This window comes from Paraburkholderia fungorum, from assembly GCF_046026025.1.
Lineage (GTDB): Bacteria > Pseudomonadota > Gammaproteobacteria > Burkholderiales > Burkholderiaceae > Paraburkholderia > Paraburkholderia fungorum_E.
Window position 1 is genome coordinate 15409 of the sequence record NZ_JAQQFL010000036.1, and the last position, 22755, is coordinate 38163.

Here is a 22755-nt window from a genome sequence, read left to right on the forward strand (position 1 = left end):
GCGCTGAACGACCACCTGCGATTTCGATTTCAGTGCGCCTCGATCCCGGCCATGCTGGCAGGAACCGTGGCGATCAGATTGGCCGCCAACTGATGCGCCCGCTCCCGTTCCTCCACCGTGAGCCCGGCGCCGACCCGCTGTTCGACAATCCTGGCGGCGTCGGCATAGACACGCAAGCCCGGTTTGGCGGCAAAGCTCGCCTGGGCACGCTGCAGCCACGCGTCGCCGAGTGCCTTGTCGCGCGTCACGCCGTCGCCCGCGAGGAAGCGGATACCGGTCTCATACTGCCGCAAGGGTTCGCCCAGCAGGGCTTTGTTGAGCGCCGAGAGTGCGCTCCACGTCGCGTCGCTATCGCCTGCAGCGGCAGCGGTCTGTAAGCCGCTGCGCGTAGCCGCTGGCGCATCGTCGGTGGCGAGGGCGAGCCAATGTGTTGAGCGCTGAGTGAGCGAATGGGTGGCATCCGCGGCCTGCGCGCGCAGAGCAAGTGCAATGGTTGCCGCATCGCATCCCAACGCGGCGGCTTTGCGATGCCACGTTAGCGCGCGTGCGTCGTCGCGCGATACAGCGGTGCCCGCGCCGGTGTCGTACAGATTCGCGAGATCGCTCGCCGCTTCACACGACCCCGCCGCCGCGGCCTTTTCGAGCCATTCGCGTGCAAGCGAGAGATCTTGCGCGACACCGCGTCCGCTCAGATAGGCTTCTCCCACCATTTCCATCGCGGCCGAACTGCGGTCCGTCGCCCGGCTGGCCCATGCAAAGGCCTCGTGTTCATCCCGTTCACCGCCGAGTCCGGTGAACAGATGCCACGCGAGCGAGGCTTGTGCTGAGGCATTGCCTTGTGCCGCGGCGCGGCGGAACCAGTACATTGCCGCACCGAAGTCGGCCGTTACGCCGTCGCCCTGGTCGTACGCGTCACCGAGGACCGATTCGTAGACGGCGTCGCCGTTATTCGCGAGCCGCCATTGCCAGTAGACTCGCTCGCGGGCGGCCGTGTCGCTGCCGGTGGACACGCCGACAGCCAACTGACGCATCGCGAGGGTGTCGCCCGCCTGTGCGGCAGCGCGGCACCAGCGCTGCGCGGCTGCCGCATCGCGGGCGACGCCCGAGCCGTTCGCGTAGGCGACGCACAGCACGCGCTGCGAGACGAGGTCGTTGGATTCCGCGCCACGTGTGAACCATTTGAGCGCGCTCGCCTGGTCGGGCGTCATGCCTTGGCCGTTGGCGTAGAGGCTGCCCATCGCGGCGTAAGCGGGGCCGAATTTCTGCGCGACGGCCTTGACCAGCCATGCCTTTCCGCTGTCCTTGCTGGTCGATGACGGACGCGCGAGCAGTGCTAGGCCAAGCATGGTCTGCGCCTGTGGATCGCCGGCTTGCGCGGCGAGTTCCAGATAATGTTCGCCGAGTGCTTCGTCGCGCGCTGTGCCGACGCCGTAAAAGTACTGCCAGCCCGTTACGCGTTCACCTTCGACGTTGCCGAGGTCCGCTGCCTTGCGATACCAGACCAGCGCCTGCGTTTTATCGACCGGCACGCTTTCGCCGGTGAACAGCATCCTGCCCACCATCACCGCGGATGGCGCATAGCCACGCTCAGCGCCCGTGCGCGCGAGCTGGAAGGCGAGCGCCAGGTCTTTCGGCATGCCGAGCCCGGCATGGGCGAGCGATGCGAGATTGAACGACGCGACCCCCAGTCCCTGCGCGGCCGCACGTTCGTACCACTGCTTCGCTTCGACGGGATCGCGCGCTTCGCCTTCGCCACGCTGCAGCATCACGCCGAGATCGTTTTGGGCCGAGCCCACACCTGCCCGCGCGGCGCCGCGCATCCATCCGATGGCGGCATCCAGATCGATCGGGCCGCCAAGCCCGAAGCGGTACTCGACAGCCAGCTCGAATTGCGCCGTGGCGTCGCCCTCGAGCGCGGCCTTTCGATGCCATACGCGCGCCAGTGCGGCGTTGCGCGGGGTGCCGACGCCGCTTGCATAGAGTTCGCCAAGCCGGCGTTGTGCGTAAATCGAGCCTCGGCGCGCGGCCGTCGACATCAACGCAAAGCCGCGTTGGTTGTCGCGCGAAACGCCTGTGCCGCTCAGATAAAGATCGGCGAGCGCGGCGTGCGCCTCGGTGTGGTTTCGCGTCACCGCGACGTTGAGCCAGCCCGCCGCGTTGCTGACATCCTGCGCGACACCCCAGCCGCGCAGCAGCGAGATGCCGAGCAGAAACGCGCCGTTGGCGTCGCCGTGCGTCGCGCCTTGAATGAACCACGTCACGCTGCCCTGAACGTCGCGAGACACGCCTGGCCGGTCGCTCGCCAGCAATTGACCGGCATGGGTCGCGCCACCCGGATCGCCGTTTTCAGCCGAGCGCGCAAAGGCCGCGTACGCGGAGGCGAAGTCGACCGTTGCGCCTTCGCCGTTGTAGTCCATCAGGCCGAGCATGTCGGCCGCGGCGCCGTCGCCGTTGTCCGCTGCGAGCGCCAGCCAGCGGCGCGCGGTGGCATAGTCTTTCGGCACACGCGAGCCGTCGTGGTAAAGCGAGCCGACCACGCGCTGTGCGGCGGGTGAACCGTCGAGAGCGGTCTGCGTCAGGATGGCGAGACCGGCATCGTCGGGGCGCGTCGCGAAACCGAACAGCACCATTTGCCCGTAGATGAGGCGCGCGTCGCGATTGCCGGCGTCCGCCTCCGCCCGGCACGCCGCGAGCAGTTGCGCGGGTTTCGCGAGCGGCGAGGCAGCCCATTCCTGGCCGGCGCCGAAGCGCAATACGCAAGGCGTGGTCGGGTCGCTGAACGGCGCGAACGGACCGGCCGCGAACGAAAACGCCGGACGGGCGGGGTCCTGAGCGATCGACGGCATGGCGACGGCGACGAGCGGCGTCACGGCGGCTACTGCTGATAGCGCGAGCGACGGGAGCCGCCACAGCGACGACAGCGGCGAACGCATGCGCGATACGACAGGCCGCGCGCGATCAAATCGGCTGACGGATGCAACTGTCACGCACCGCCTCGCTGGACCATCATCCACTCGTTGGTTCCATAGGGTTGGAGATCGTTCAGACGGCCGATAAACGCACGTGCGGCGTTGTCGTCGTGTTTCACGTATCGCTCATAGGCCGCGGCCACGAACCAGGTCTCGGCGAGCGCATTCTGGATGGCGGGTGGCTCGGAGAGCATGACGACCTGCATGTACACCTGCGTGACCGGCAGTTTGCCCTGCATGTACAGCAGCAGCCAGCGGCGATAGCTCCCGAAGACCGGTTGCGACGCATGCCGGATGTAGTCGTCGAAGTAGGCATTGGCGGGCGCGGCGCCGGCGCTTCTTGCGCGCACGTACAGATAAAGCGTTGCCATGTAGTCCTGGTCGGCGGGCTCCGCGCCTCTCGCGCTATCGACCAGCGCGTCTATCGCCTCCGGCCACTTGCCCTGCTGCATGTAGGCGAGCGCCGCCGAACCCGAAACCTCGCGGTACGTGCTGTAGACCGCGAAAGGGTTGGCCGCCGCAGCCGCTTCGTCATGGGCCCGCTTGCGCAGCGGTGCGGCATACGCGAGGGCGGCGTCGATACGATTCAGATCGAGCAGCGTTGTGACCTTCGACTGCTGGTAGCTCACGTTGTCCGGTGCGAGCGCGATCGCCTTGTCGATTGCCGCCAGTGCGTCGAGATGCCGGCCGACGCCGTCCGAGAATGCCGAAATGTCACTGTAGGCCTCGGCTTTAGCCTGTGGCGTCGTGGAAGACTTGAGCGACTGCCGTCCCTTCTCGACCTGCTCGGCTGCCATGCTGTAGAGCGGATTAGTATCGCCGAACGGATGGCTTCGTTCGTGCGCGAGATCGATGCCGAGCGAAGCAAGTTTCGCGCGCACCGCCGTATCGATTTCCCGGTCGGACGCCCAGCGGGCGAACTGCACGTAGTCTGCGCGCGCGCCGGCGGCGTCGCCGGATACCTCGCGTACGAAAGCGCGTCGGTGATACATATCCGAAAATGCCGGTTGCAGCGCGATGCCCTTGGTGAACGCGTCGATGGATTCCTGATAACGCTTCTTTGTTGCCAGCGCGGAGCCGAGTTCCTGATAGTAGGACGCGCCGTCCGTCAAATCGAGGTCCTGCGTGATCTCATGCGCTGCCCGAATCCGTTCGAGCGTCGCGAGACTCTCGTCGTTGCGCTGATTGGTTCCATATAGATGCGCGAGCAGCAACAGTTGCACATCGGTTGGCGCCGGCATCAGTTCGATCGCGGCCAACTGCGAATCGAGCGCGGCCCGATCGTCCCGAAGCGCCATATTGATGAGCGTGAGTGCTTGCAGCACTTGCTCGCGCAACGCGACCGGCAGGCTGTGCGAAGCAAGGCATTCGTTCGCGAGACGGTTTGCGTCGGCCGGCTGGCCGCTGTCCATTGCCGCAGGAATACGCTGGCAAATGGCGAGCACGTCCGGCGGCACATTTGCGGTAACGCTCGCGGACGAACCAGACTGCGAGCCGACTGTTTTAGCTATTGCCGTTGCGGCGAGCGGAGCGGGATCATGCGCGCACGCGCTCAGGCACAATGCGGCGGCGACGGCCGCCGCGCGTCGGCTTACGATGTTCTTCATTTTCATTTGCGGGTGGTGAAGAGGCCGGCGCGGCTGTGAATGATTCTGCGCCCAGCATCCATATCGGCAGAAAAATGAAGAACTTGAGCCCTTCGGCTCGTTCGCGGATTCAGGCGTCCCGCACGGTGGATATCGATGCGCGCGCCGATATCCACCGCGCGGGACACTCCCGGCCGCTTAGCTCGAAACGTACGCTACGTAAGGCCCCGTGCCGCCGCCCGTGGACGGCTTGCCGGTAATGCCGTAGTACACGTGCCGGCCATAGAAGAACGGCATGCCGAAGTCGAACTGCCGTGTCATATAGATGCCGAGGTTATTGAACGCGTTATTCCCCGATGCGTTCAGCGTCGTGCCGTTGGCAATATTGAAACCGAGCACCGCATTCGCCGGGCTGGATCCCACCAGCGTCGAGGTCCGGCCCAACGTTGTCGTGGGGACGTAATAGCCAGTCGTACTGTTGATCGGGATGGTCAGGTCCGGGAAGAACATGACCGTCGAGCCGGAATCGAAGAACGTTTGTGTCTGCGTGGACCCGTTGTAACTCGACGTAAAGTCGCCGTTCCCGTCCGTCCTCATCAGCGTGGCGCTCGTGCCGAGCAACGCGTTGTTGGTCTGCGTGTCGATGCCGAACACCAGCGTGCCCTGAGCGGTCGGACTGCCGGTGTCGGACACCTGGGCCATCTCCAGAATCACGCCGTTGTTGTCCTGCGGGAACAGGGAAACCGGATTGGTGATCTGTCCGCTAATGGGCACCGCGGTGCCGACGCCGGCGGTGGTGTAGTAGAACGTCGACTCGGGTTTTTGCTGGCACGCCAGGCCGCAGTCGGTCGGACTCACGCCGATGCCGAGAATGCCATTTGCACCGAGATCGCTCGTGGTGACCAGCGCGCGGCCAACCTGGCATTCGGTCGGGGCGGGCGTTGTCAGCGTGCTGTCGCCGATTATCTGGATCGGCACGTTCGGGGCAATCTCGCCCGAAAGCGCGACGTCCGCGAAATGGACCGTACCCCACGCGTAGCCGCTACCGAACAACGCGCATTCGGCGAGTGGCTGGCTGCTGCCCACGGTTTCGGCTTGCAGTGCATTGAAGGTGGGGGTCGGAATCGCGGAGCGAACCAGACGCAACCCGAACGATGCGGTATCGACGATCACGTTGGGGATGACCGTGCAGTTGCCGGTGGCGTTCGTGTTGCCGGTACAGATCGTGACACTGACCATGGGCTGATTGTGGACGCCCGTTCCGCTGACCGTAACTCCGATCGTATTGCCGGGACCGACCGGGGTAGGCACCGCCGAGGCGTCTACCGCGAGCACATTGGGTGTCGAGTTATTGCTGTTCGACGAAGAACTGGTTCCGCTCGGCGCTGCGGGCGAACTGGCGGCGGCCGGTGCATTGGCCGCCGTGCTGCTGTTACCGCCGCTGCTCCCTCCGCCACCCCCACCGCAACCAGTCAGACTAAGCCCGAGCACCGCGGCAATGATCCATGCGATTTTGCGCACTTTTATTCTCTCGATTGATTTTTAACAGACTTACTTGACGTCGTCAGCGCTTACGCCTTGCGGCAACGCTTGCGGGAGATAGGCTCGGCCCACAAAGGCGCCCATATGGCCGCCGGTCTCCACGACCAGCGCCGACTGATGCACGACCGCGGCGCCGTAGCCGCCGCCTTGCGCGGCGTGCGTATCGGTGAGGCCTTGCACGTAGGACGGGAAGTAAGTGGCGAGCAGCGTCTTGAGCGGCGGCATGGTCGGGCCTGCCCAGCTCAACGCGAATACGGTGTTGCCCGCCGTGATGTACTCGTTCACCACGGTGCCCGACGGCAGCGTGGTCTGACTCACGGTGTACGTCGGCGTGGCCGCATTGGCGCTTGCAGCGTAGCGCGCCACGGCGGCGCCGCCCTGACTCAGTGCCCCTGCACTGGTACTGCTCGCGGTCACGGGATAGGTCGGTGTGCCGCCTAACCCAGCGTAGGCTGGAACGACCATGGCGAACGAGGCAGTGGCCACCACGAGCGTTCGAAATTGACTGATTATCATTTTTTGGACTTTCGGCGGTTTTTGGAAAATGCGCGCGAACGTTATCCTCGCGTCCGCGCGATGCTAATACTAGTCTGAGTCGATTCGATTAAAACAGACGAATAGCGAGGCGATTCGGCTTCTATTCGAATCTGAAAGCTTGCCTGCCTGGAATCAAACGATATTCAAACGGTATTCAAGCCGGGTCTTGCACGGCGCTTGCCTGCCATGCCACGCGGTTGCGTCCGCCGGCTTTGGCGGCGTACAACTGGGTGTCGGCCGCGGCAAGCAGGGCGGCCGGGCTGCCGCCCTCGGTTGGCTTGCATGACGCACAGCCCAGGCTGATCGTCACATACCCGCGCTCCGTATCCTTGTTCGCCAGACCCGCCGCCGCGACGCGCTCGCGGATCGTTTCCGCGACCTTGAGCGCGCCTTCGAGCGACGTATTCGGCAACACCACCGCGAACTCTTCGCCGCCGTAGCGCGCGGCAAGATCCACTGCCCGCCGGGTACCCGACATGATGCGTTCGGCCACCACGGCCAATACCTCGTCGCCGGTGGCATGGCCATAGGTGTCGTTCAGGCGCTTGAAGTTATCGATGTCGATGAACAGCAGCGAGAGCGGCGTCTGCTCGCGCTGCGCACGCCGCCATTCCTGCGCGAGCCGCTGATCGAAAGCGCGGCGGTTGCTCAGGCCGGTCAGCGCATCGGTTTCCGCAATGCGCTGCAATTCGGCTTCGGCCCGCACCTTGTCGCGCAGCGCAAAGGCAAACAGCCAGGCTACGGCCACGTAGGCCCCGCCGAACAGGACCGTCATTGCGCCGGCCAGCATGTTGCGTTTGCGCCAGTCGGCCAGCACATCTTCCACGGCCGGCGCGATGCCGACGATCAGGGGCGTGCCCGGCACGTGGGCATAGGTGTACAGGCGTGAGACGCCATCCAGGGAACCGTCCGAAACGAAGTTGCCGGCCTGGTGGCCCGCAATGCCGGGGAAATTTGCCGTATTCGCATAGTTCGAGCCGATACCGCGGCGCGCCGGCGGCCGGCTCGCGAGGAGCGTGCCGTCTTCGAGCACGATAAAGCCGCCGCCGTTGGGGCCGAGATCGATATTGTCGAGCAGATGCTCGAAGTATTCGATCCGGATGCTGACGAGAGCGATCCCGTCGAACGCGCCACTGGCTGAGTCGATACGCCTTGACAGTGCAACCGCCAGCGCGCCGTCACGGACTTGCGACGCATAGGGATGCGAAATGTACAGGCCCGCCGAGGGGTTTTTCTGTTGCACGGTGAAATAGTCACGGTCGGCGAACGACAGGCCGGGGTACGTGTTGCCGCTTTTCGACGCTCTAACATGACCTTGCGCGTCGACGACGTAAGCGTCGCCAGAGATCGGCGAACCCAGTCCGCGATCGAACAGTACGCGCTGACGCAGATAGGGCGACAGGGTCCATGTTTCCACGCGCTCGGCGTCCGACGCCACGCCGCGCAACGACAGGTCATAAAGAGCGACATTGCGCGCCAGGTCACGGCTGATAATCGCGACGAGGTTGCGCGAATTGTCCATGGCATGGCGGAATTCGTCCTCGCGGCTGTTATAGAGCGCGACGAAAGTCAGGGCGGCCAGGACGGTGGCCGCGACCATGCCGCACAGGCCGGCCAGTAAGGGGTGCCGGCCAATCGTCCACGCGATCCATTTGCGGGTCCCGGCAAACCACCTGGCCGACCGGTAGCGCAAGGTAAGAACCTGTCCATTCGACACCTGCCTGACTCCCCCTGGGTGGCCGGTTTATCCGGCGTGCTGCATAAGACTTTGTCTCAGTCCGGTTGCATGGTCGATTGAATCATTGAATGCGTATGGGGGTCAATCGAGCTTGCCGAGCAACACCGCAACGAAGGTTTCCGTGACCGGCGGCAGGGTCCTGCCGCGCTTTTTGATGAGCGCGATCGGGCGCGTGAAAGCAGGATCGTCGACGGGGCGCACCACCAGTTCGGGCTCCGCTCGGACCTCGCGGGCCGATGCCGGCAGGATGGTCACGCCGAGCCCGGCGCGCACCATCGCGACGGCGCTCATCATGTAGGTCGGCTCGCAGGCGATCTCCGGCGTACAGCGGGCGTGGGCAAAGGCGCTGTCGACCACGGCCCGCACGCTCGTGCCTGGGGCCGTCAGAACGAGCGGCACCGCGGCGAGGTCGGCTAGCGTGATGCGCCGCCGCCGCGCCAACGCATGGCGTTTCGGAAAAACCGCCACCAGGCGATCGATGCCCGCGTGCAGCACCTCGAAGGCGCTGTCGTCCAGTTCGCCGCCGGTCAGCCCGATATCGACCTCCTCATTGCGCACCAGCGTATTGACCATGCTGGCGACCACGTCACGCACATGAAAGCTCACGCGCGGCACGGCCTTCTTCATGTCCTGCACGAGTTCGGGCAAGACGCTGGCCGCGAAAGTCGGCAGACACGCAATGCGCACCGTGCCGCTGGTTCCTTCGCCGAGCGCACGCGCGTCGATCAGCACGTGCTCCATATCGTGCAGCGACTTCTGCAGCAGCGGCAGCAACTCGCGGCCGGTCGGCGTCAGCGCGACATTGCGGCTGTTGCGATCGAACAGGCGCATGCCGACGGTTTCTTCGAGCCGGCGAATCTGCACCGTCAAGGCCGGTTGTGACAGGTGCAAGCGCGCCGCCGCACGCGTGAAGCTGCCTGTTTGCGCGACGGCGATGAACGCGCGGATGTCCCGAAGATTCAAATCCATAATGGTTTGTAATTGCTGCGATCAAATCATTTCAATTGATTTATTGTTGCCTCGAACTTACGCTCGATCGCAGTAAAAAACAACATGGAGACAAGCACATGCTGCCACTACTGGGGCTGGCTACCATTGCCGTGCTGCTCGGCGCGATCCTGTCGAAACGGATGTCGCCGCTGGTGGCGCTCATCATCGTGCCGATTGCAGCGTCGCTGCTCGGCGGTTTCGGCTTTCAGACAAGCAAATTCGTGATCGACGGGCTCAAGAGTCTTGCGCCGGTGGTCGGGATGTTCGTCTTCGCGATCCTTTACTTCGGCACCATCACCGACGCCGGCACGCTCGATCCGATCATCGACCGAATCTTGCGTGCCGTTGGCACGCGGCCCACGCGGATCGTGATGGGGACCACCTTGCTGGCGCTGCTGATTCACCTGGACGGTTCCGGCGCGGTGTGCTTTCTCGTCACGATTCCCGCGATGCTGCCGCTTTACGATCGTCTGAAGATGGACCGGCGCGTGCTGGCGGCGGCCGTTTCGATGGCCGCCGGCATCAACTTTCTGCCGTGGACGGGACCGATGATCCGCGCATCGGCGTCGCTGCATCTGCCGATTTCGGCGTTGTTCAACCCGCTGATTCCCGTGCAGTTGATCGGGCTGGTGTTCGTCTTCGGTATGGCGTTCTGGCTTGGCCGGCGCGAGGAAAAGCGGCTCGGCCTCACCGCCGCGAGTGCTTCCGTGCCGATGCCGGAGCGCCAGTTGACGCCCGAGGAACAGGCGTTGCGCCGGCCGAAAAACTTCTGGTTCAACATCGTCCTGACGCTGGTCGTACTCGGCACGATGGTCGTGATGGGCGAAAAGATCCCGCCGGCGATCATGTTCATGGTCGGGCTTTGCATCGCATTGATGGTGAACTACCCGAACGTCGACATGCAGCGTAAGCGGATCGACGCGCATGCGCGCGCCGCCTTGATGATGGCCGGCATTCTGCTTGCCGCCGGAGTGTTCACCGGCGTGATGCAGGGCAGCGGCATGCTGAAGGCGATGGCGCAGGCGGCCGTCGGCTTCGTGCCGCCCGCGATGGCGGGCCACATTCCCGTCGCGCTCGGCTTGATGTCGATGCCGCTCAGCATGCTATTCGACCCGGACTCGTTTTACTTCGGTGTGCTGCCGGTGATTGCCGAAGTGGCCGGCCAACTCGGCGTGCCTGCCGTGCATGTCGGCCAGGCCGCGCTGCTCGGCCAGATGACGACCGGCTTTCCGGTCAGCCCGCTCACGCCGGCGACGTTCCTTGTGGTCGGCCTGTGCGGCATCGATCTCGCCGATCACCAGAAATTTACGTTCCCCTTACTGTTCGGCGCCTCGATCGTGATGACGATTGCCTGCGTCGTGCTGGGGATATTCTCACTGTGAGCCACACGGCTTCACTGAACGGATGCGACCATCATGACAGCGACTCCACCTGGGCGAACCGTGCGAACCGTGCGAATAGGCGCGGGCGCGGGATATTCCGGCGACCGTATCGAACCCGCGGTCGAACTGGCGGAATACGGCGCGCTTGATTACCTGGTATTCGAGTGCCTCGCCGAACGCACCATCGCGATCGCGCAGCAGGCGCGCAGCAAGGACCCTGACCAGGGCTACGACCCGTTGCTCGAAGCGCGCATGACGGCCGTGCTTCCCGCTGCCATGCGTGGTCCGGGCAATGGTGTGCGGATCATCTCGAACATGGGCGCGGCCAATCCGCTCGCGGCGGCGAAGAAGACGGGCGAGATCGCGCGCTCGCTCGGCTTCGGCGCGGTGAAGATTGCCGCTGTCACGGGCGACGATGTGCTCGACGTCGTGCGGCAGGGTGATTTCCGCTTCGAGGAGTCAGGGGAGAGCGTCGCTGCGTACAAGGATCGCCTCGTGTCCGCGAATGCCTATCTTGGCGCGGCGGCGATTGTCGAGGCGCTTGCGGCCGGCGCGCAAATCGTGCTGACCGGACGCGTCGCCGATCCGTCCTTGTTCGTCGCGCCGCTGATCCATGAATTCGGCTGGCGAATGGACGACTGGCAGACGCTCGGGCAGGCGACCGTGACCGGCCACCTGCTCGAATGCGCGGGACAGATCACCGGGGGCTATTTTGCGGACCCGGGTTTCAAGGATGTCCCGGATCTCGCGAGACTCGGTTTTCCCATTGCAGAAGTTGCGCCGGACGGCTCGGTGGTCATCACCAAGCTTGCACAAGCCGGCGGCCGGGTGACCGAAGCCACCTGCAAAGAGCAACTGCTGTATGAGATTCACGATCCGCGGCGCTATCTGCAACCGGACGTGGTCGCCGATTTCACCCAGGTGCGTGTCGCGCAGGAAGCGCCGGATCGCATTCGCGTGAGCGGCGGACGTGGCACGCCGCGTACCGATACGCTGAAGGTATCGGTCGCTTACTTCGATGGCTATATCGGCGAGGGGCAGATTTCATATGCCGGTCCCGGCGCGCTGGCGCGTGCCCGGCTCGCGCTCGACATCGTGCGGGAGAGGCTCATCCTGACCGGCGTGGACACGCGCGAATTGCGCTTCGATCTGATCGGCGTGAATGCCTTGCATGGCGAAACGTTGGCCGGCGCTAATGCCGATCCCTACGAAGTGCGAGCGCGGGTCGCGGGCCGCGCTGATTCGCTGGCGCAAGCGGTGCGGATCGGCAACGAGGTGGAGACGCTCTACACCAATGGCCCGGCGGGTGGCGGTGGCGTGAGCAAATCGGCGCGCGAAGTCGTCGCGGTGCAATCGGTGTTGCTGCCGCGCGAGCACGCCAAACCCACCTTCTCGCTCGTGGAGGCGTGACATGAAACTACGTGAGCTTGCTCATTCGCGGACCGGCGACAAAGGCAATACGCTGAATATCTCGGTCATCTGTTATGACGCGCAGCACTATGAGCATCTGCGAGCGGTGTTGAGCGCGGAGCGGGTCAAGGCGCATCTCGCCGAGGTGGTGCGCGGCGAAGTCGTGCGTTATGAATTGCCCGGTCTCGGCGCGTTCAACTTCGTGCTCGGCCAGGCGCTTGGCGGAGGCGTGACGCGTTCGCTGGCGCTGGACGCGCATGGCAAATCACTGAGTTCGGCTTTGATGGGGCTGGAAGTGGAGGCGCCGGCGGAGGGTGGAACCGCGCCGGCTCCTTAAGTCGTCGGCGCGCTGTCCGGCGGGTTAAAACGCTGGGCCGGCAGAGGCTGCCGTTCCAAACCTGGCGTTCGGCTTAGCCGGCCGCCTTGCTTGACTCGTGAGCGCGCCGAAGCCGCTCGCGGCTGTTACTCAGATGCATGCGCATCGCGGCGCGCGCGTCGTCGGCGTCCTGACGCTCGATGGCCCGGTAGATCATCTGATGCTCGCTGAGCACGGTGCGCAGGGTTTCAATATGATCGAGTTCCGCGATCTCGGCTGAGCCGAGCCGGGTGCGCGGGCTCACCGCGCGGCCGAGTTGACTGAGCACGTCGAAGAAGTAGCGGTTGCCACTGGCGCGGGCGATCTGCAGATGAAACTCGATGTCATGCGCCAGCGTATCCGTACTCCCCCGTTCGAGTTCGGACTCGAAGCGTTCCAACGCGCCGCGAATCTGCTTGAGATTCTGTTCGGTACGCCGCGCCGCGGCGAGCGCGGCCGAAGCGGCCTCCACGTCGATGCGAAATTCGATGATCGCCATCACGTCGAGCATGCTGGAGAGATCGGCGGCGGCCAGTTGCATCGACTGTTCCGTGGCCGGCTCCAGAACGAACGTGCCGATGCCGTGACGCGTCTCGACCACCCTGGCCGCTTGCAGGCGCGAGATCGCCTCGCGGACCACCGAGCGGCTCACTGAGAGCTGCTTCATCATGGCGACTTCTGTCGGGATGCGGTCTCCGGGCCTCAGGGCGCCGCGGCGGATTTCATCGGAAAGGGTGGCCACCACCTTCTCAGTTAGGCTGCTCATTTATAGGCTTGTTGACTAATCGGCTGGAAAGACCCACGTTGCGGGCGCGAGCGACGTCATATGACGGCTCGACATAGCAATCATAGCGTCAGTCAGAATGATCACGACTCGAATCTCGTACTCGCGGGGGAGCAGCGGGATGCCGCGTTGATCTTCTGGAGCAGGATTGCATCTTGTTGTCGGACGTCTTATTTTGGATGTTTCTTTTTGACGACCAGATTCCGTGCCTGTTCCTGTTTCGCTCCACGATCGGGCTGGATATGCGACGTATAGCAGGGTAAACACCTTGTAGGAATCAACGGAAAGAAGAAGGTAGACTGTCGTCAGACAACGTATCACGAAATTCGCTGAACCCGCCGAAACGGGATTTCCGGCCTGCCCGGATGCGTCGCGATGCGTTCGCTCAGGCCGCCGGAGTGGCCGGAACTGGAGACAACCTTGACATCTGCTCTCACCACCGCCGCCGACCCGCTCGAGTCTGCGGTCTCGAAGGTCAAGCGGCACATCTTGCCGCTGTTTCTGATCATGTTCATCGCGAACTATATAGACCGCGTGAACATCGGCTTCGTCAATTCGCACATGCAGGCGGACCTCGGCATCGGTGCTGCCGCCTATGGGCTGGGGAGCGGTTTGTTCTTTGTCGGCTACGCGCTGTTCGAAGTGCCGTCGAACGTGTTGATGCAGAAGTACGGTGCGCGTGTCTGGCTGACCCGCATCATGGGGACCTGGGGGCTGGTTGCGGGTGCCATGGCGTTCGTCTGGAACGATACGTCCTTCTACGTGCTGCGCTTCCTGCTCGGTATCGCTGAAGCCGGCTTCTTTCCCGGTGTAGTGTTTTATTTCACCCAATGGCTGCCGCAAAAAGAACGGGGCAAGGCCGTGGCGGTTTTTCTCTCGGGCTCCGCGCTTGCCTCGGTGCTGTCCGGGCCGATCACCGGCAGTCTGCTGTCCATTCGCGGCCTTGGCTTGCAGGGCTGGCAATGGATGTTTCTCATTGAAGGCGGCTTCTCGATCGTGCTGTGCGGTGTCAGCTGGATGCTGCTGAAGTCTCGTATTCGCGATGCCTCGTGGCTGACGGCTGAGGAACAGGCCGTTCTCGAAAGCTCGATCGCCGCGGAACAGGCCGAGCGCGTGGCGCACGGCGGCGCGCATCTGCCCTCGATGAAACTGCTGAAAGACCCGCAGATTCTCCTATTCTGTTTTCTGTACTTTGCGATTCAACTGACGATCTACGCGGCGACGTTCTGGCTCCCCACCATCATCCGCAAGATGGGTGGACTGTCGGATTTCGAAGTCGGCATGTTCAATACCATCCCGTGGCTCATCGCCATGGTCGCGATGTACTGCTTCGCGGTGTTGTCGGCGAAATGGCGTTTCCAGCAGGCGTGGCTGGCGGTGGCGCTCGTCATCGCGGCGTGCGGGCTGTTCGCCTCCACGTCGGCTAATCCGGTCGTGTCGTTTGTGGCTATCTGCTTCGCGGCGATCGGTTTCAAGGCCGCATCGTCGCTCTTCTGGCCGATTCCGCAGGGCTATCTGGACGCACGCGTTGCCGCTGCCGTGATCGCGTTGATCAATTCGGTCGGCAACCTCGGTGGCTTCTTCGCACCGGCGACCTTCGGCTATCTGCAACAGCACACCGGCTCGATCACCGGCGGACTGTACGGCCTGGGCGTGGCTTCGTTGATCGCGGCGGCGGCCGGTTTCCTGACCCGCAATCGCCGTGTGAACCGCGACGCGTTGCCGGAACCGCTCCATAGCAAAGCGCATTGAAATGTCGATCGACCACTGCCAGCCGGCTCACTCACTTACCTGATCTTCCTATCATGTCCACGAACTCATCCCAATCGAACGCCACGCCGATCGTGACCGAGCTGCGCGTCGTGCCCGTCGCCGGCCGTGACAGCATGCTGATGAATCTGAGCGGCGCGCATGGCCCGTTCTTCACGCGCAATATCGTGATTCTGCGCGACAGTGCGGGACACACCGGCGTCGGCGAAGTGCCGGGCGGCGAGAGCATCCGTCAGACCATCGACGACGCGCGGCCGCTCGTGGTCGGCCAGTCGATCGGCAATCTTCAAGCTATCCTGAACAAAGCGCGGACCCAGTTCGCCGACCGTGACGCCGGTGGCCGCGGTCTGCAGACGTTCGATCTGCGCACCACCATTCACGCAGTGACGGCGCTCGAAGCCGCCTTGCTCGATCTGCTCGGTCAGCATCTGGGCGTACCCGTCGCCGCACTGCTCGGTGAAGGCCAGCAACGCGACGAAGTGGAAATGCTCGGTTATCTGTTCTATATCGGCGAGCGCACGAAAACCGATCTGCCCTATGCCAGCGGCGCGGACGGGCGCGACGATTGGGAGCGCCTGCGCACCGAAGAAGCGATGACGCCCGAGGCAGTGGTGCGGCTCGCCGAGGCGGCGCAGGCGCGCTACGGCTTCAACGATTTCAAGCTCAAGGGCGGCGTATTGTCCGGCGACGCTGAAATCGAAGCGGTCACGGCGCTTGCCGAGCGTTTCCCCAATGCGCGCGTTACGCTCGATCCGAATGGCGCATGGTCGCTCGCGGAAGCGGTGCGTCTGTGCCGCGACCAGCACGACGTGCTGGCTTACGCGGAAGATCCGTGCGGCGCGGAAAACGGCTATTCGGGCCGCGAGGTGATGGCCGAATTCCGCCGGGCGACCGGTTTGCCGACGGCGACCAACATGATCGCGACCGACTGGCGCCAGATGGGTCACGCGATCCAGTTGCAGTCGGTGGATATTCCGCTTGCCGATCCGCATTTCTGGACCATGCAGGGCTCGGTGCGGGTGGCGCAGATGTGCAACGAATGGGGCCTCACCTGGGGCTCGCACTCGAACAATCACTTCGACATCTCGCTCGCGATGTTCACGCATGTCGCGGCCGCGGCACCGGGCAAGATCACGGCGATCGATACGCACTGGATCTGGCAGGACGGTCAGCGCCTGACGCGTGAGCCGCTGCAGATCGTCGGCGGCAAGGTCAAGGTGCCTCAGGCAGCGGGCCTCGGTGTCGAACTGGACATGGACGAGATCGAGAAGGCGCACGCGCTGTATCAGCAACACGGCCTCGGCGCACGCGACGATGGTGTGGCCATGCAGTACCTGATTCCGAACTGGAAGTTCGATAACAAGCGCCCGTGCCTGGTGCGCTGAGTTTTTCATGCTTTGAGCGGCACGCCGTGCGGCCGCCCGTTTTCACTGACCATTACGCTATCTCGCCATTCACGCCATGACCTCACCACAAGAACTCAAAGCGATCGTCTCCGAAGGCTTGCTGTCCTTTCCGGTGACCGACTTCGACGAACAGGGCGATTTCCGCGCCGATACCTATGCCGCGCGCCTCGAATGGCTCGCGCCGTATGGCGCGACGGCATTGTTTGCAGCAGGCGGCACGGGCGAATTTTTCTCGCTGACCCGCAGCGACTACACGAACGTGGTTCGCACGGCGACCGAGACGTGCCGGGGTAAGGTGCCGATTCTTGCCGGCGCGGGCGGCCCGACGCGCGTGGCGATCGACTATGCACAGGAAGCCGAACGTCTCGGCGCAAGCGGCGTGCTGCTGATGCCGCACTATCTGACCGAGGCGTCACAGGAAGGAATTGCCGCGCATGTCGAGCAGGTCTGCAAGGCGGTGAAGAACATCGGTGTGATCGTCTATAACCGCGCGAATTCGAAGCTGAATGCGGACATGCTCGAGCTTCTCGCGGACCGTTGCCCGAACCTGATCGGTTTCAAGGACGGCGTGGGTGAAATCGAGAACATGGTGACGATTCGCCGGCGTCTGGGCGAGCGCTTCTCGTACCTTGGCGGCCTGCCGACCGCGGAAATCTACGCGGCGGCTTATAAGGCGATGGGCGTGCCGGTGTACTCGTCGGCCGTCTTCAACTTCATCCCGAAGACGGCGATGGATTTCTATCGCGCGATTGCCGCCGACGACCACGCGACTGTCGGCAAGCTGATCGACGAATTTTTCCTGCCGTATCTGGCGATCCGCAATCGCCGCCAGGGTTATGCGGTCAGTATCGTGAAGGCCGGCGCGAAGCTGGTCGGCCACAGCGCGGGCCCGGTGCGCGCGCCGTTGACTGATCTGACCGAAGAAGAAATGGCGCAGCTCGACGTGCTGATCAGGAAGCTCGGCGCGCAGTAAATGATGCAACTAGCGGCACAACGAGCGTAACGACAGGAGCGGCGCGGGCCGTGGTCGCGATGAACGGATCGCGGCTTCGCCGCGATCAGCTCTTGCGAAACACCACGTGCGAGATGCGCTGCACGAGCAGTGCGGCCGCCAGTGCCGCCACTGCCGTCAGCCACACGCCGATATGAATCGACTGCACCAGCGCGTCGCGTGCCGTGTCGATCAATGCCAGGGTATTGAGTCCCGACGGTTTCATATCCGCAATCAGTTTCAGGCGCGACGCTTCGTCGATCAGGATGCGCAGATCGACGAAACGCGGCTGCCATTGCGAGACGGCCGGCTCACCGAGCACGCTCATCGTGCGCGTCACCACGTCGCGATAGTGATGCTGCACCACGGTTGCCACGATGCTGGTACCCAGCATCCCGCCCACCATCCGCGTGGACTGCAGCAGGGCTGTCGTGATGCCGAAGCGTTCGCGCCCGGCGATCTCCTGGCCGAACACATTCAGATTGTTCAGGATGAAACCCAGACCGACGCCGACGGCCGCCATCGGCAATTCGATCCACACGTGCGGCGTGTCCGGATTGGCAAACGCCAACGCGATCGCTGCGAACAGCAGCAGCGCGAAGCCGATCGACAGAATCCGCGTGGGCTTCTTCATGTGAATGACGATGCGCGTATTCAGCAGGCTGCCGAGCGCGATACAGGCGGCGATCGGCGTGGCGAACAGGCCGGCCTGTTGCGGCGATAAGCCGAAGCCGCCTTGCAATAGCAGCGGCGCGAAGAAGATCAGCGAAAACATCACGAAGCCGGACAGGAAGCCGAGTATGAACAGCGTGACGAGTTGCGCGTCCTTGAACAGGTCGAGCGGAATGATCGGATGCGTGGCGCGCTTCTCACACACCAGCAACGCAATGGCGCTCGCGATCACGAAGGCCGCCAACGCCAGGTTGCCGGTCGTCAGACCGTGTTTCGGCACGGCCTCGATGAACGCCTGCAGGCCGCCGAGCACGATTGCGACCAGCGCCGCGCCGAGCCAGTCGATCTTGACTTCGCCCTCGTGGGGCCGCTGGAAGTTGGGCAGATGCGCCCAGATGAAATAGAGTGCCGCGATGCCGACCGGCAGGTTGATCAGGAAGGTGGAGCGCCAGCCCCAATGCTCGCTCATCCAGCCGCCCAGCGACGGACCCGCCGCGGTGCCGATCCCGTACGCGGCTGCCATCACCACTTGCCAGCGCACCCGTGCGCGTGGATCGGGGAACAGATCCGGAATCGACGCGAACGCCGTGCCCACCATCATCCCGCCGCCGACACCTTGCAAGCCGCGCGCGATCACGAGGAACAGCATGTCGTTCGCGACGCCGCAGAGCACCGACGCCACCGTGAACGTGATGACCGCGGCGATCACGAAACGCTTGCGGCCAAAGTAGTCGCCGAGACGGCCGAACACTGGAACGGTCACCACCGAAGCCAGCAGGTACGCGCTGGCAATCCATGCGTAGTACTCGAAGCCGTGCAGTTCGGCGACGATCGACGGCAGCGCGGTACTGACGACGGTCTGGTCGAGCGCGACCAGCATGTTGACAAGGCCGATGCCGAGCATCGCTAGCAGGGCGTTTCGGAACGGCAGGGCAGTCGCAGTCGGGTTCACGGGTCTGGGAAAGGAGGGCTTTTCAGGGCAGGCGCCGCGCAACGCGGGCCAGGGTCTTGACGGGCACTGTGTCCACGAATGTCCACTGGTTGTCTGACCTCTTATCCTGAATTATACGGGTTTTCCCCTATCCGTGACTAATTTAAAGGCATTCAGCGCGAAAAAATGCCGTGCACGTGGGCACGGCAGAGTGGATGCAATCCGATAAGAGACGTCTTACAGATATATGACGTCTCACGTTTGCTTTATTTCAGCAGCGTCATCTGCACGACTTTCAGAACGACAAGGCCGACGGCCACGACCAGATAGCCACGCAGCACACCCATCCAGACACGCTTGGTCAGCGTGAGGTTGGGCGGCGGCAGTTCTTCCAGCGGCGGCATGCGCCACGTATCGCGGGCATTCTTCGGATACTGCTGCACGTGTCCATCCGCGGCTTCGCGACGAACTCGACGAATTCCGACCGTAGCCGCATAGCCAAAGACGGCGAGGAGTGTCCCGCCAGCGAGTGTCTCCAGAATCGTTTCACCCGTGATGTCCGGGTAGACGACCGACGCGGTCAGGATGATGGACAGCATCACCAGCACCCAGATCACGGCGCCTGTGAACAGATTGAGTTTCTTCGAGTTGACCCACGGACCCAGAACGGCGCGGTCGTTGCACAACAGCAGCAGAAACACCGTGGCGCTAGGCAGCAGGACGCCCGCGAGCGTTTGCACGGCTTCAGTCAGCAGACCGAGCGGGCTGCCGGGAATCAGCACCAGCGCTGCCGCGGCCGCCACAATGCCGAAGTAGACCAGATAGAAACCCTTGGCGTCCGATACGGGACGATGCAGCGAGTGGCGAATCTTGAACACATCGCCGATAGCGTAGGCGGTCGACAGTGACACCGCGGCTGCGCCGATAATGCAGGCGTCAAGGAGTGCCACGGCGAAGAGCGTAGCCGAGGTGCGTCCCGCGTATTTCTCCAGACCTGCAATCACGCCCCCTGCGTCCGTGAAATTGCCGAACTCAGGCTTGCCGGCGTACATCGCCGCGCAGAATGAAATCATCGCCACTGCGCCGATCAGCACGAACACAATGCCAATCCACAGGTCGGCTTTTTCGTACTTCATGAAGCGCGGCGTGATGCGCTTATCGACCACGTAGCTTTGCTGGAAGAACAGTTGCCACGGTGCGACCGTTGTACCGACGATGCCGATGACGAGCAGCATCACGTCGCTCAGTTTCGAATGAGCGGGCCAGTTCGGAATGAAGAAATCGCGCGTCATCTGGCCGACCGGCGGGTGAATCGACACCAGCACGGGCACGAGCAGCAAACTCAGCAGACACAGTACGACAGCGAAGCGTTCGAAGCGCCTGAAATTGCCGGTACTGACGGCGGCCATGGTCAGCGCCGCGGCAATGCAGACCCCCAGAATCTTCGAGATGCCAAAGAAGTCCAGGACGAAGGTGATGCCGATGAACTCGGTCACGATGGTCAGCGCGTTGAGGATGAAGAGGTCGACAACGCTGAACGCACCCCAGAATTTGCCGAAGCGTTCGAAGATAAGCCGGGCATGACCCACGCCCGTGACCGCGCCGAGGCGCAACACCATTTCCTGGTTGACGAACAGGACCGGCACCAGCAGCAGCATGGTCCACAGCAACGTGGTCCCGTAGTTCTGCCCGGCCTGGGTGTACGTGCCAAAGGCCCCGGCATCGTTATCGCCGACCATCACGATCAGGCCGGGCCCGAGGATCGCGAGCAGCGTTCGGAAGCGCGCCCACCAGTTGGTGCGCGGCGCGGTGTCGTGGTGGGCGATGGTGCCCAATGCCCCCTTGATATCGCCGATGTGCGCCGAGTCGAGCACGGCGCTGCGTGGCGGTGAGACGTTGGTAGCTGGAGTGGCCATTTTTCTTTCTTCCCTGATTCTGATTATTAAAAGGGGCGATGAGGAAATTGCGCACCTCCGGCATACGTAAGGGCGTGTGTCGTCGATCGACGGCGTCGCTTGCGTATGGCGGAAAGGGCGCGGGAGATCAGGAAACGAGTGCTTTAAGGCGCTGCCAGAACGCAGCGAGCTTGTGCGGTTCGTTGGCATGCAGTGCCAGCATGGCGTCGTAGTGGACGCGCGATTCTTCAACGTGCGGCAGTTGCGACAGAAGGAGGCCGAAGTTCATGATATTTCTCCATGCGTTTGGCTTAACGCGGTTCGCGGAAAGCCAGCAGATCTGGAGGTCGGGCGCACTATGCGCGTATCGACGAACGTCTACTTGCTTTCCTCAGGCAAAGGGTGAGGTGAGCGGCATAAGGGATAACTGTCACTGTCCGGCATGGCGGCTCCTTGTCTACGTTTTGGCACGCCTGTTTGCAATGGGCGTGCTTAGTCACGCGTCCGCTGCGCCATCGAAAATCAACAAGGCGCGAACGGACGCAGCCGCGGGCTGATGCTCGCGACGCGATGCCATATGGACGCGAAAAGACGCGAAAGGACGCGATAACGTCGCGGCCATATGGCGCTAACAAAGGTGCACGGAGAAGGTAACTACGGCGCGCACCGTCTGCCTGAAGGCAAGACGGCGGCTGGATGAAGAGAGCGCGGACGTCCTGCCGGTCAGGCAGCGAAACTATTCGAAGGTCGACTACTGCAGGTGTCCAAGGCATTAGCCCCGTTTGTCAAGATTTTTGAATTTTAGGCGTCGTGCGAATCTCAAGTCAACATGATTCGCTAAGCAGAGCCAATATAATTTTCTAGCCTCATTTCCTTTCAAAATTGACAGGAAAGAGCGACTGTCGCGTGTCGTGAGTGGCAGTGAAAAAGGGAAGCGGGAAACAGAATCGTTTGGCGCGCGATTCTGGTCAGGCGATCCGAACTGCGATTTCTTGCAGGTTTTTTTACTTGCGGTTCTTAGCAAGAGCCGAATACAATCCGCCCGTCTCATCGAAAGGAGTCCCTCGTGGACACATGCTCTAGTAGTGAAAGCTCGATGCCGGTTTGTGCCGGCGAAGTCACCGCGAGATAGCCGCCGCAGGAACACTCCTTCGCCGCTAACTCGCTTTTGTCGGGTTAGCGCGCTTCTTTACCGACTGGCTCCCTGCCGGTCCGTCAGCAGCACGCTCCCTTTGTTTGGCCGCATGTCGCCAGTCGTCGCCAGTCCGCTTGCGAGATGCAGTCACGTCGTCACACGTCGCCCAGCTATATCCGGGCAGGACGGGGGTGCGCTTATGTTCGTCAAATCATTCGTTATGTTTTTCGGTGGCGCCGTGCGTGCGCCACACCCACTGCGGGTTGCCGCCCGCGCACATCTGATGGCCGTTTCCTCGTCGGCCCCGGCAGCGGCGCGCGCCGGCGTTCCCGGTTGCGCCGATGCAAGCCGTCGGTCGGCAGCGGCAAGCCATGCGCGCCGCGCCGGCAAAATGGCCGCGCGCGCCGCTCTTCGCGTGGCCTATGCCGGCAACCCGCTCACGCCTACCGGGTATGCGATTGTCGCCGTCACGGTCGCCGCTTTCGCGTTGGTGGCGATGCTGTGCACGTCCTCCATCGCCGATGAGTTGAGCCGCTCGCTACGGCTGAGCTGGTGGTTCTCCTGACTGACCCAGCCAGGAAAGACGGCGCCGTCGCACTGGCTGGTTTCGGATTAAATCGTACTCCTTGCCGTGTCCATTCATGACCGACCACAGCCCATAC

Annotated in this window: 17 protein-coding genes; 7 read left to right on the top strand and 10 right to left on the bottom strand. The window is 63.2% G+C overall.

Annotated elements, in window-relative coordinates; genetic code table 11:
* Window positions 1–29: 29 nt before the first annotated feature.
* From PQR67_RS30610 to PQR67_RS30635, 6 genes are all read right to left on the bottom strand, one after another.
* A complete protein-coding gene (locus tag PQR67_RS30610) occupies window positions 30–2933 on the bottom strand; it encodes a tetratricopeptide repeat protein (RefSeq protein ID WP_408466542.1) in 2904 nt (967 codons plus the stop codon).
* Window positions 2934–2983: 50 nt separating this feature from the next.
* Window positions 2984–4576 (bottom strand): hypothetical protein, encoded by a 1593-nt coding sequence (locus tag PQR67_RS30615; protein WP_408466543.1) that lies wholly within the window; start codon window positions 4574–4576, stop codon window positions 2984–2986.
* 177 nt (window positions 4577–4753) lie between these two features.
* A complete protein-coding gene (locus PQR67_RS30620) occupies window positions 4754–6076 on the bottom strand; it encodes a DUF3443 family protein (protein ID WP_408466544.1) in 1323 nt (440 codons plus the stop codon).
* Between the two features lie 30 nt (window positions 6077–6106).
* On the bottom strand, window positions 6107–6613 hold the full coding sequence (locus PQR67_RS30625; protein ID WP_408466545.1) for a DUF2844 domain-containing protein: 507 nt from the start codon (window positions 6611–6613) through the stop codon (window positions 6107–6109).
* A gap of 175 nt (window positions 6614–6788) precedes the next feature.
* A complete protein-coding gene (locus tag PQR67_RS30630) occupies window positions 6789–8351 on the bottom strand; it encodes a diguanylate cyclase (RefSeq protein WP_408466546.1) in 1563 nt (520 codons plus the stop codon).
* 102 nt (window positions 8352–8453) lie between these two features.
* A complete protein-coding gene (locus tag PQR67_RS30635) occupies window positions 8454–9341 on the bottom strand; it encodes a LysR family transcriptional regulator (RefSeq protein WP_408466547.1) in 888 nt (295 codons plus the stop codon).
* 98 nt (window positions 9342–9439) lie between these two features.
* Between PQR67_RS30635 and PQR67_RS30640 the strand changes: the two genes are divergently transcribed.
* The 3 genes from PQR67_RS30640 to PQR67_RS30650 are packed head-to-tail and all read left to right on the top strand — an operon-like array spanning window position 9440 to window position 12491.
* The gene (locus PQR67_RS30640) at window positions 9440–10744 is read left to right on the top strand and encodes a CitMHS family transporter (protein ID WP_408466548.1); all 1305 of its coding nucleotides are present in this window, start codon (window positions 9440–9442) and stop codon (window positions 10742–10744) included.
* 33 nt (window positions 10745–10777) lie between these two features.
* On the top strand, window positions 10778–12154 hold the full coding sequence (locus PQR67_RS30645; protein ID WP_408466549.1) for an acyclic terpene utilization AtuA family protein: 1377 nt from the start codon (window positions 10778–10780) through the stop codon (window positions 12152–12154).
* A gap of 1 nt (window position 12155) precedes the next feature.
* On the top strand, window positions 12156–12491 hold the full coding sequence (locus PQR67_RS30650) for an AtuA-related protein (protein ID WP_408466550.1): 336 nt from the start codon (window positions 12156–12158) through the stop codon (window positions 12489–12491).
* A 73-nt stretch (window positions 12492–12564) separates the two neighbouring features.
* Here PQR67_RS30650 and PQR67_RS30655 read toward each other — a convergent pair whose 3' ends face one another.
* Entirely contained in the window at window positions 12565–13275 is a 711-nt protein-coding gene (locus PQR67_RS30655) for a FadR/GntR family transcriptional regulator (protein ID WP_408466551.1), read from the bottom strand.
* A gap of 438 nt (window positions 13276–13713) precedes the next feature.
* On the opposite strand from PQR67_RS30655, the gene PQR67_RS30660 reads away from it, so the two are divergent.
* The 3 genes from PQR67_RS30660 (at window position 13714) to kdgD (ending at window position 17442) form a co-directional block, all read left to right on the top strand.
* Window positions 13714–15045 carry an MFS transporter gene (locus PQR67_RS30660; protein ID WP_408466552.1) on the top strand — a complete coding sequence of 444 codons (1332 nt, stop codon included), beginning with the start codon at window positions 13714–13716 and terminating at the stop codon, window positions 15043–15045.
* A 53-nt stretch (window positions 15046–15098) separates the two neighbouring features.
* Window positions 15099–16448: a glucarate dehydratase gene (gudD, locus tag PQR67_RS30665; RefSeq protein WP_408466553.1), complete on the top strand. Its 1350-nt coding sequence runs from the start codon at window positions 15099–15101 to the stop codon at window positions 16446–16448.
* A gap of 76 nt (window positions 16449–16524) precedes the next feature.
* Window positions 16525–17442 (top strand): 5-dehydro-4-deoxyglucarate dehydratase, encoded by a 918-nt coding sequence (gene kdgD / locus PQR67_RS30670; RefSeq protein ID WP_408466554.1) that lies wholly within the window; start codon window positions 16525–16527, stop codon window positions 17440–17442.
* Window positions 17443–17527: 85 nt separating this feature from the next.
* Here kdgD and PQR67_RS30675 read toward each other — a convergent pair whose 3' ends face one another.
* The 3 genes from PQR67_RS30675 to PQR67_RS30685 all read right to left on the bottom strand — a co-directional run bounded on the left by PQR67_RS30675 (window position 17528) and on the right by PQR67_RS30685 (window position 21247).
* Window positions 17528–19036 (bottom strand): MFS transporter, encoded by a 1509-nt coding sequence (locus tag PQR67_RS30675; RefSeq protein ID WP_408466609.1) that lies wholly within the window; start codon window positions 19034–19036, stop codon window positions 17528–17530.
* A gap of 293 nt (window positions 19037–19329) precedes the next feature.
* Complete coding sequence (locus tag PQR67_RS30680; RefSeq protein WP_408466555.1) at window positions 19330–20979, bottom strand: NRAMP family divalent metal transporter; 1650 nt, start codon at window positions 20977–20979, stop codon at window positions 19330–19332.
* A gap of 127 nt (window positions 20980–21106) precedes the next feature.
* Window positions 21107–21247 carry a hypothetical protein gene (locus PQR67_RS30685; protein ID WP_183081230.1) on the bottom strand — a complete coding sequence of 47 codons (141 nt, stop codon included), beginning with the start codon at window positions 21245–21247 and terminating at the stop codon, window positions 21107–21109.
* A gap of 1129 nt (window positions 21248–22376) precedes the next feature.
* On the opposite strand from PQR67_RS30685, the gene PQR67_RS30690 reads away from it, so the two are divergent.
* On the top strand, window positions 22377–22658 hold the full coding sequence (locus tag PQR67_RS30690; RefSeq protein WP_408466556.1) for a hypothetical protein: 282 nt from the start codon (window positions 22377–22379) through the stop codon (window positions 22656–22658).
* Window positions 22659–22755: the final 97 nt, after the last annotated feature.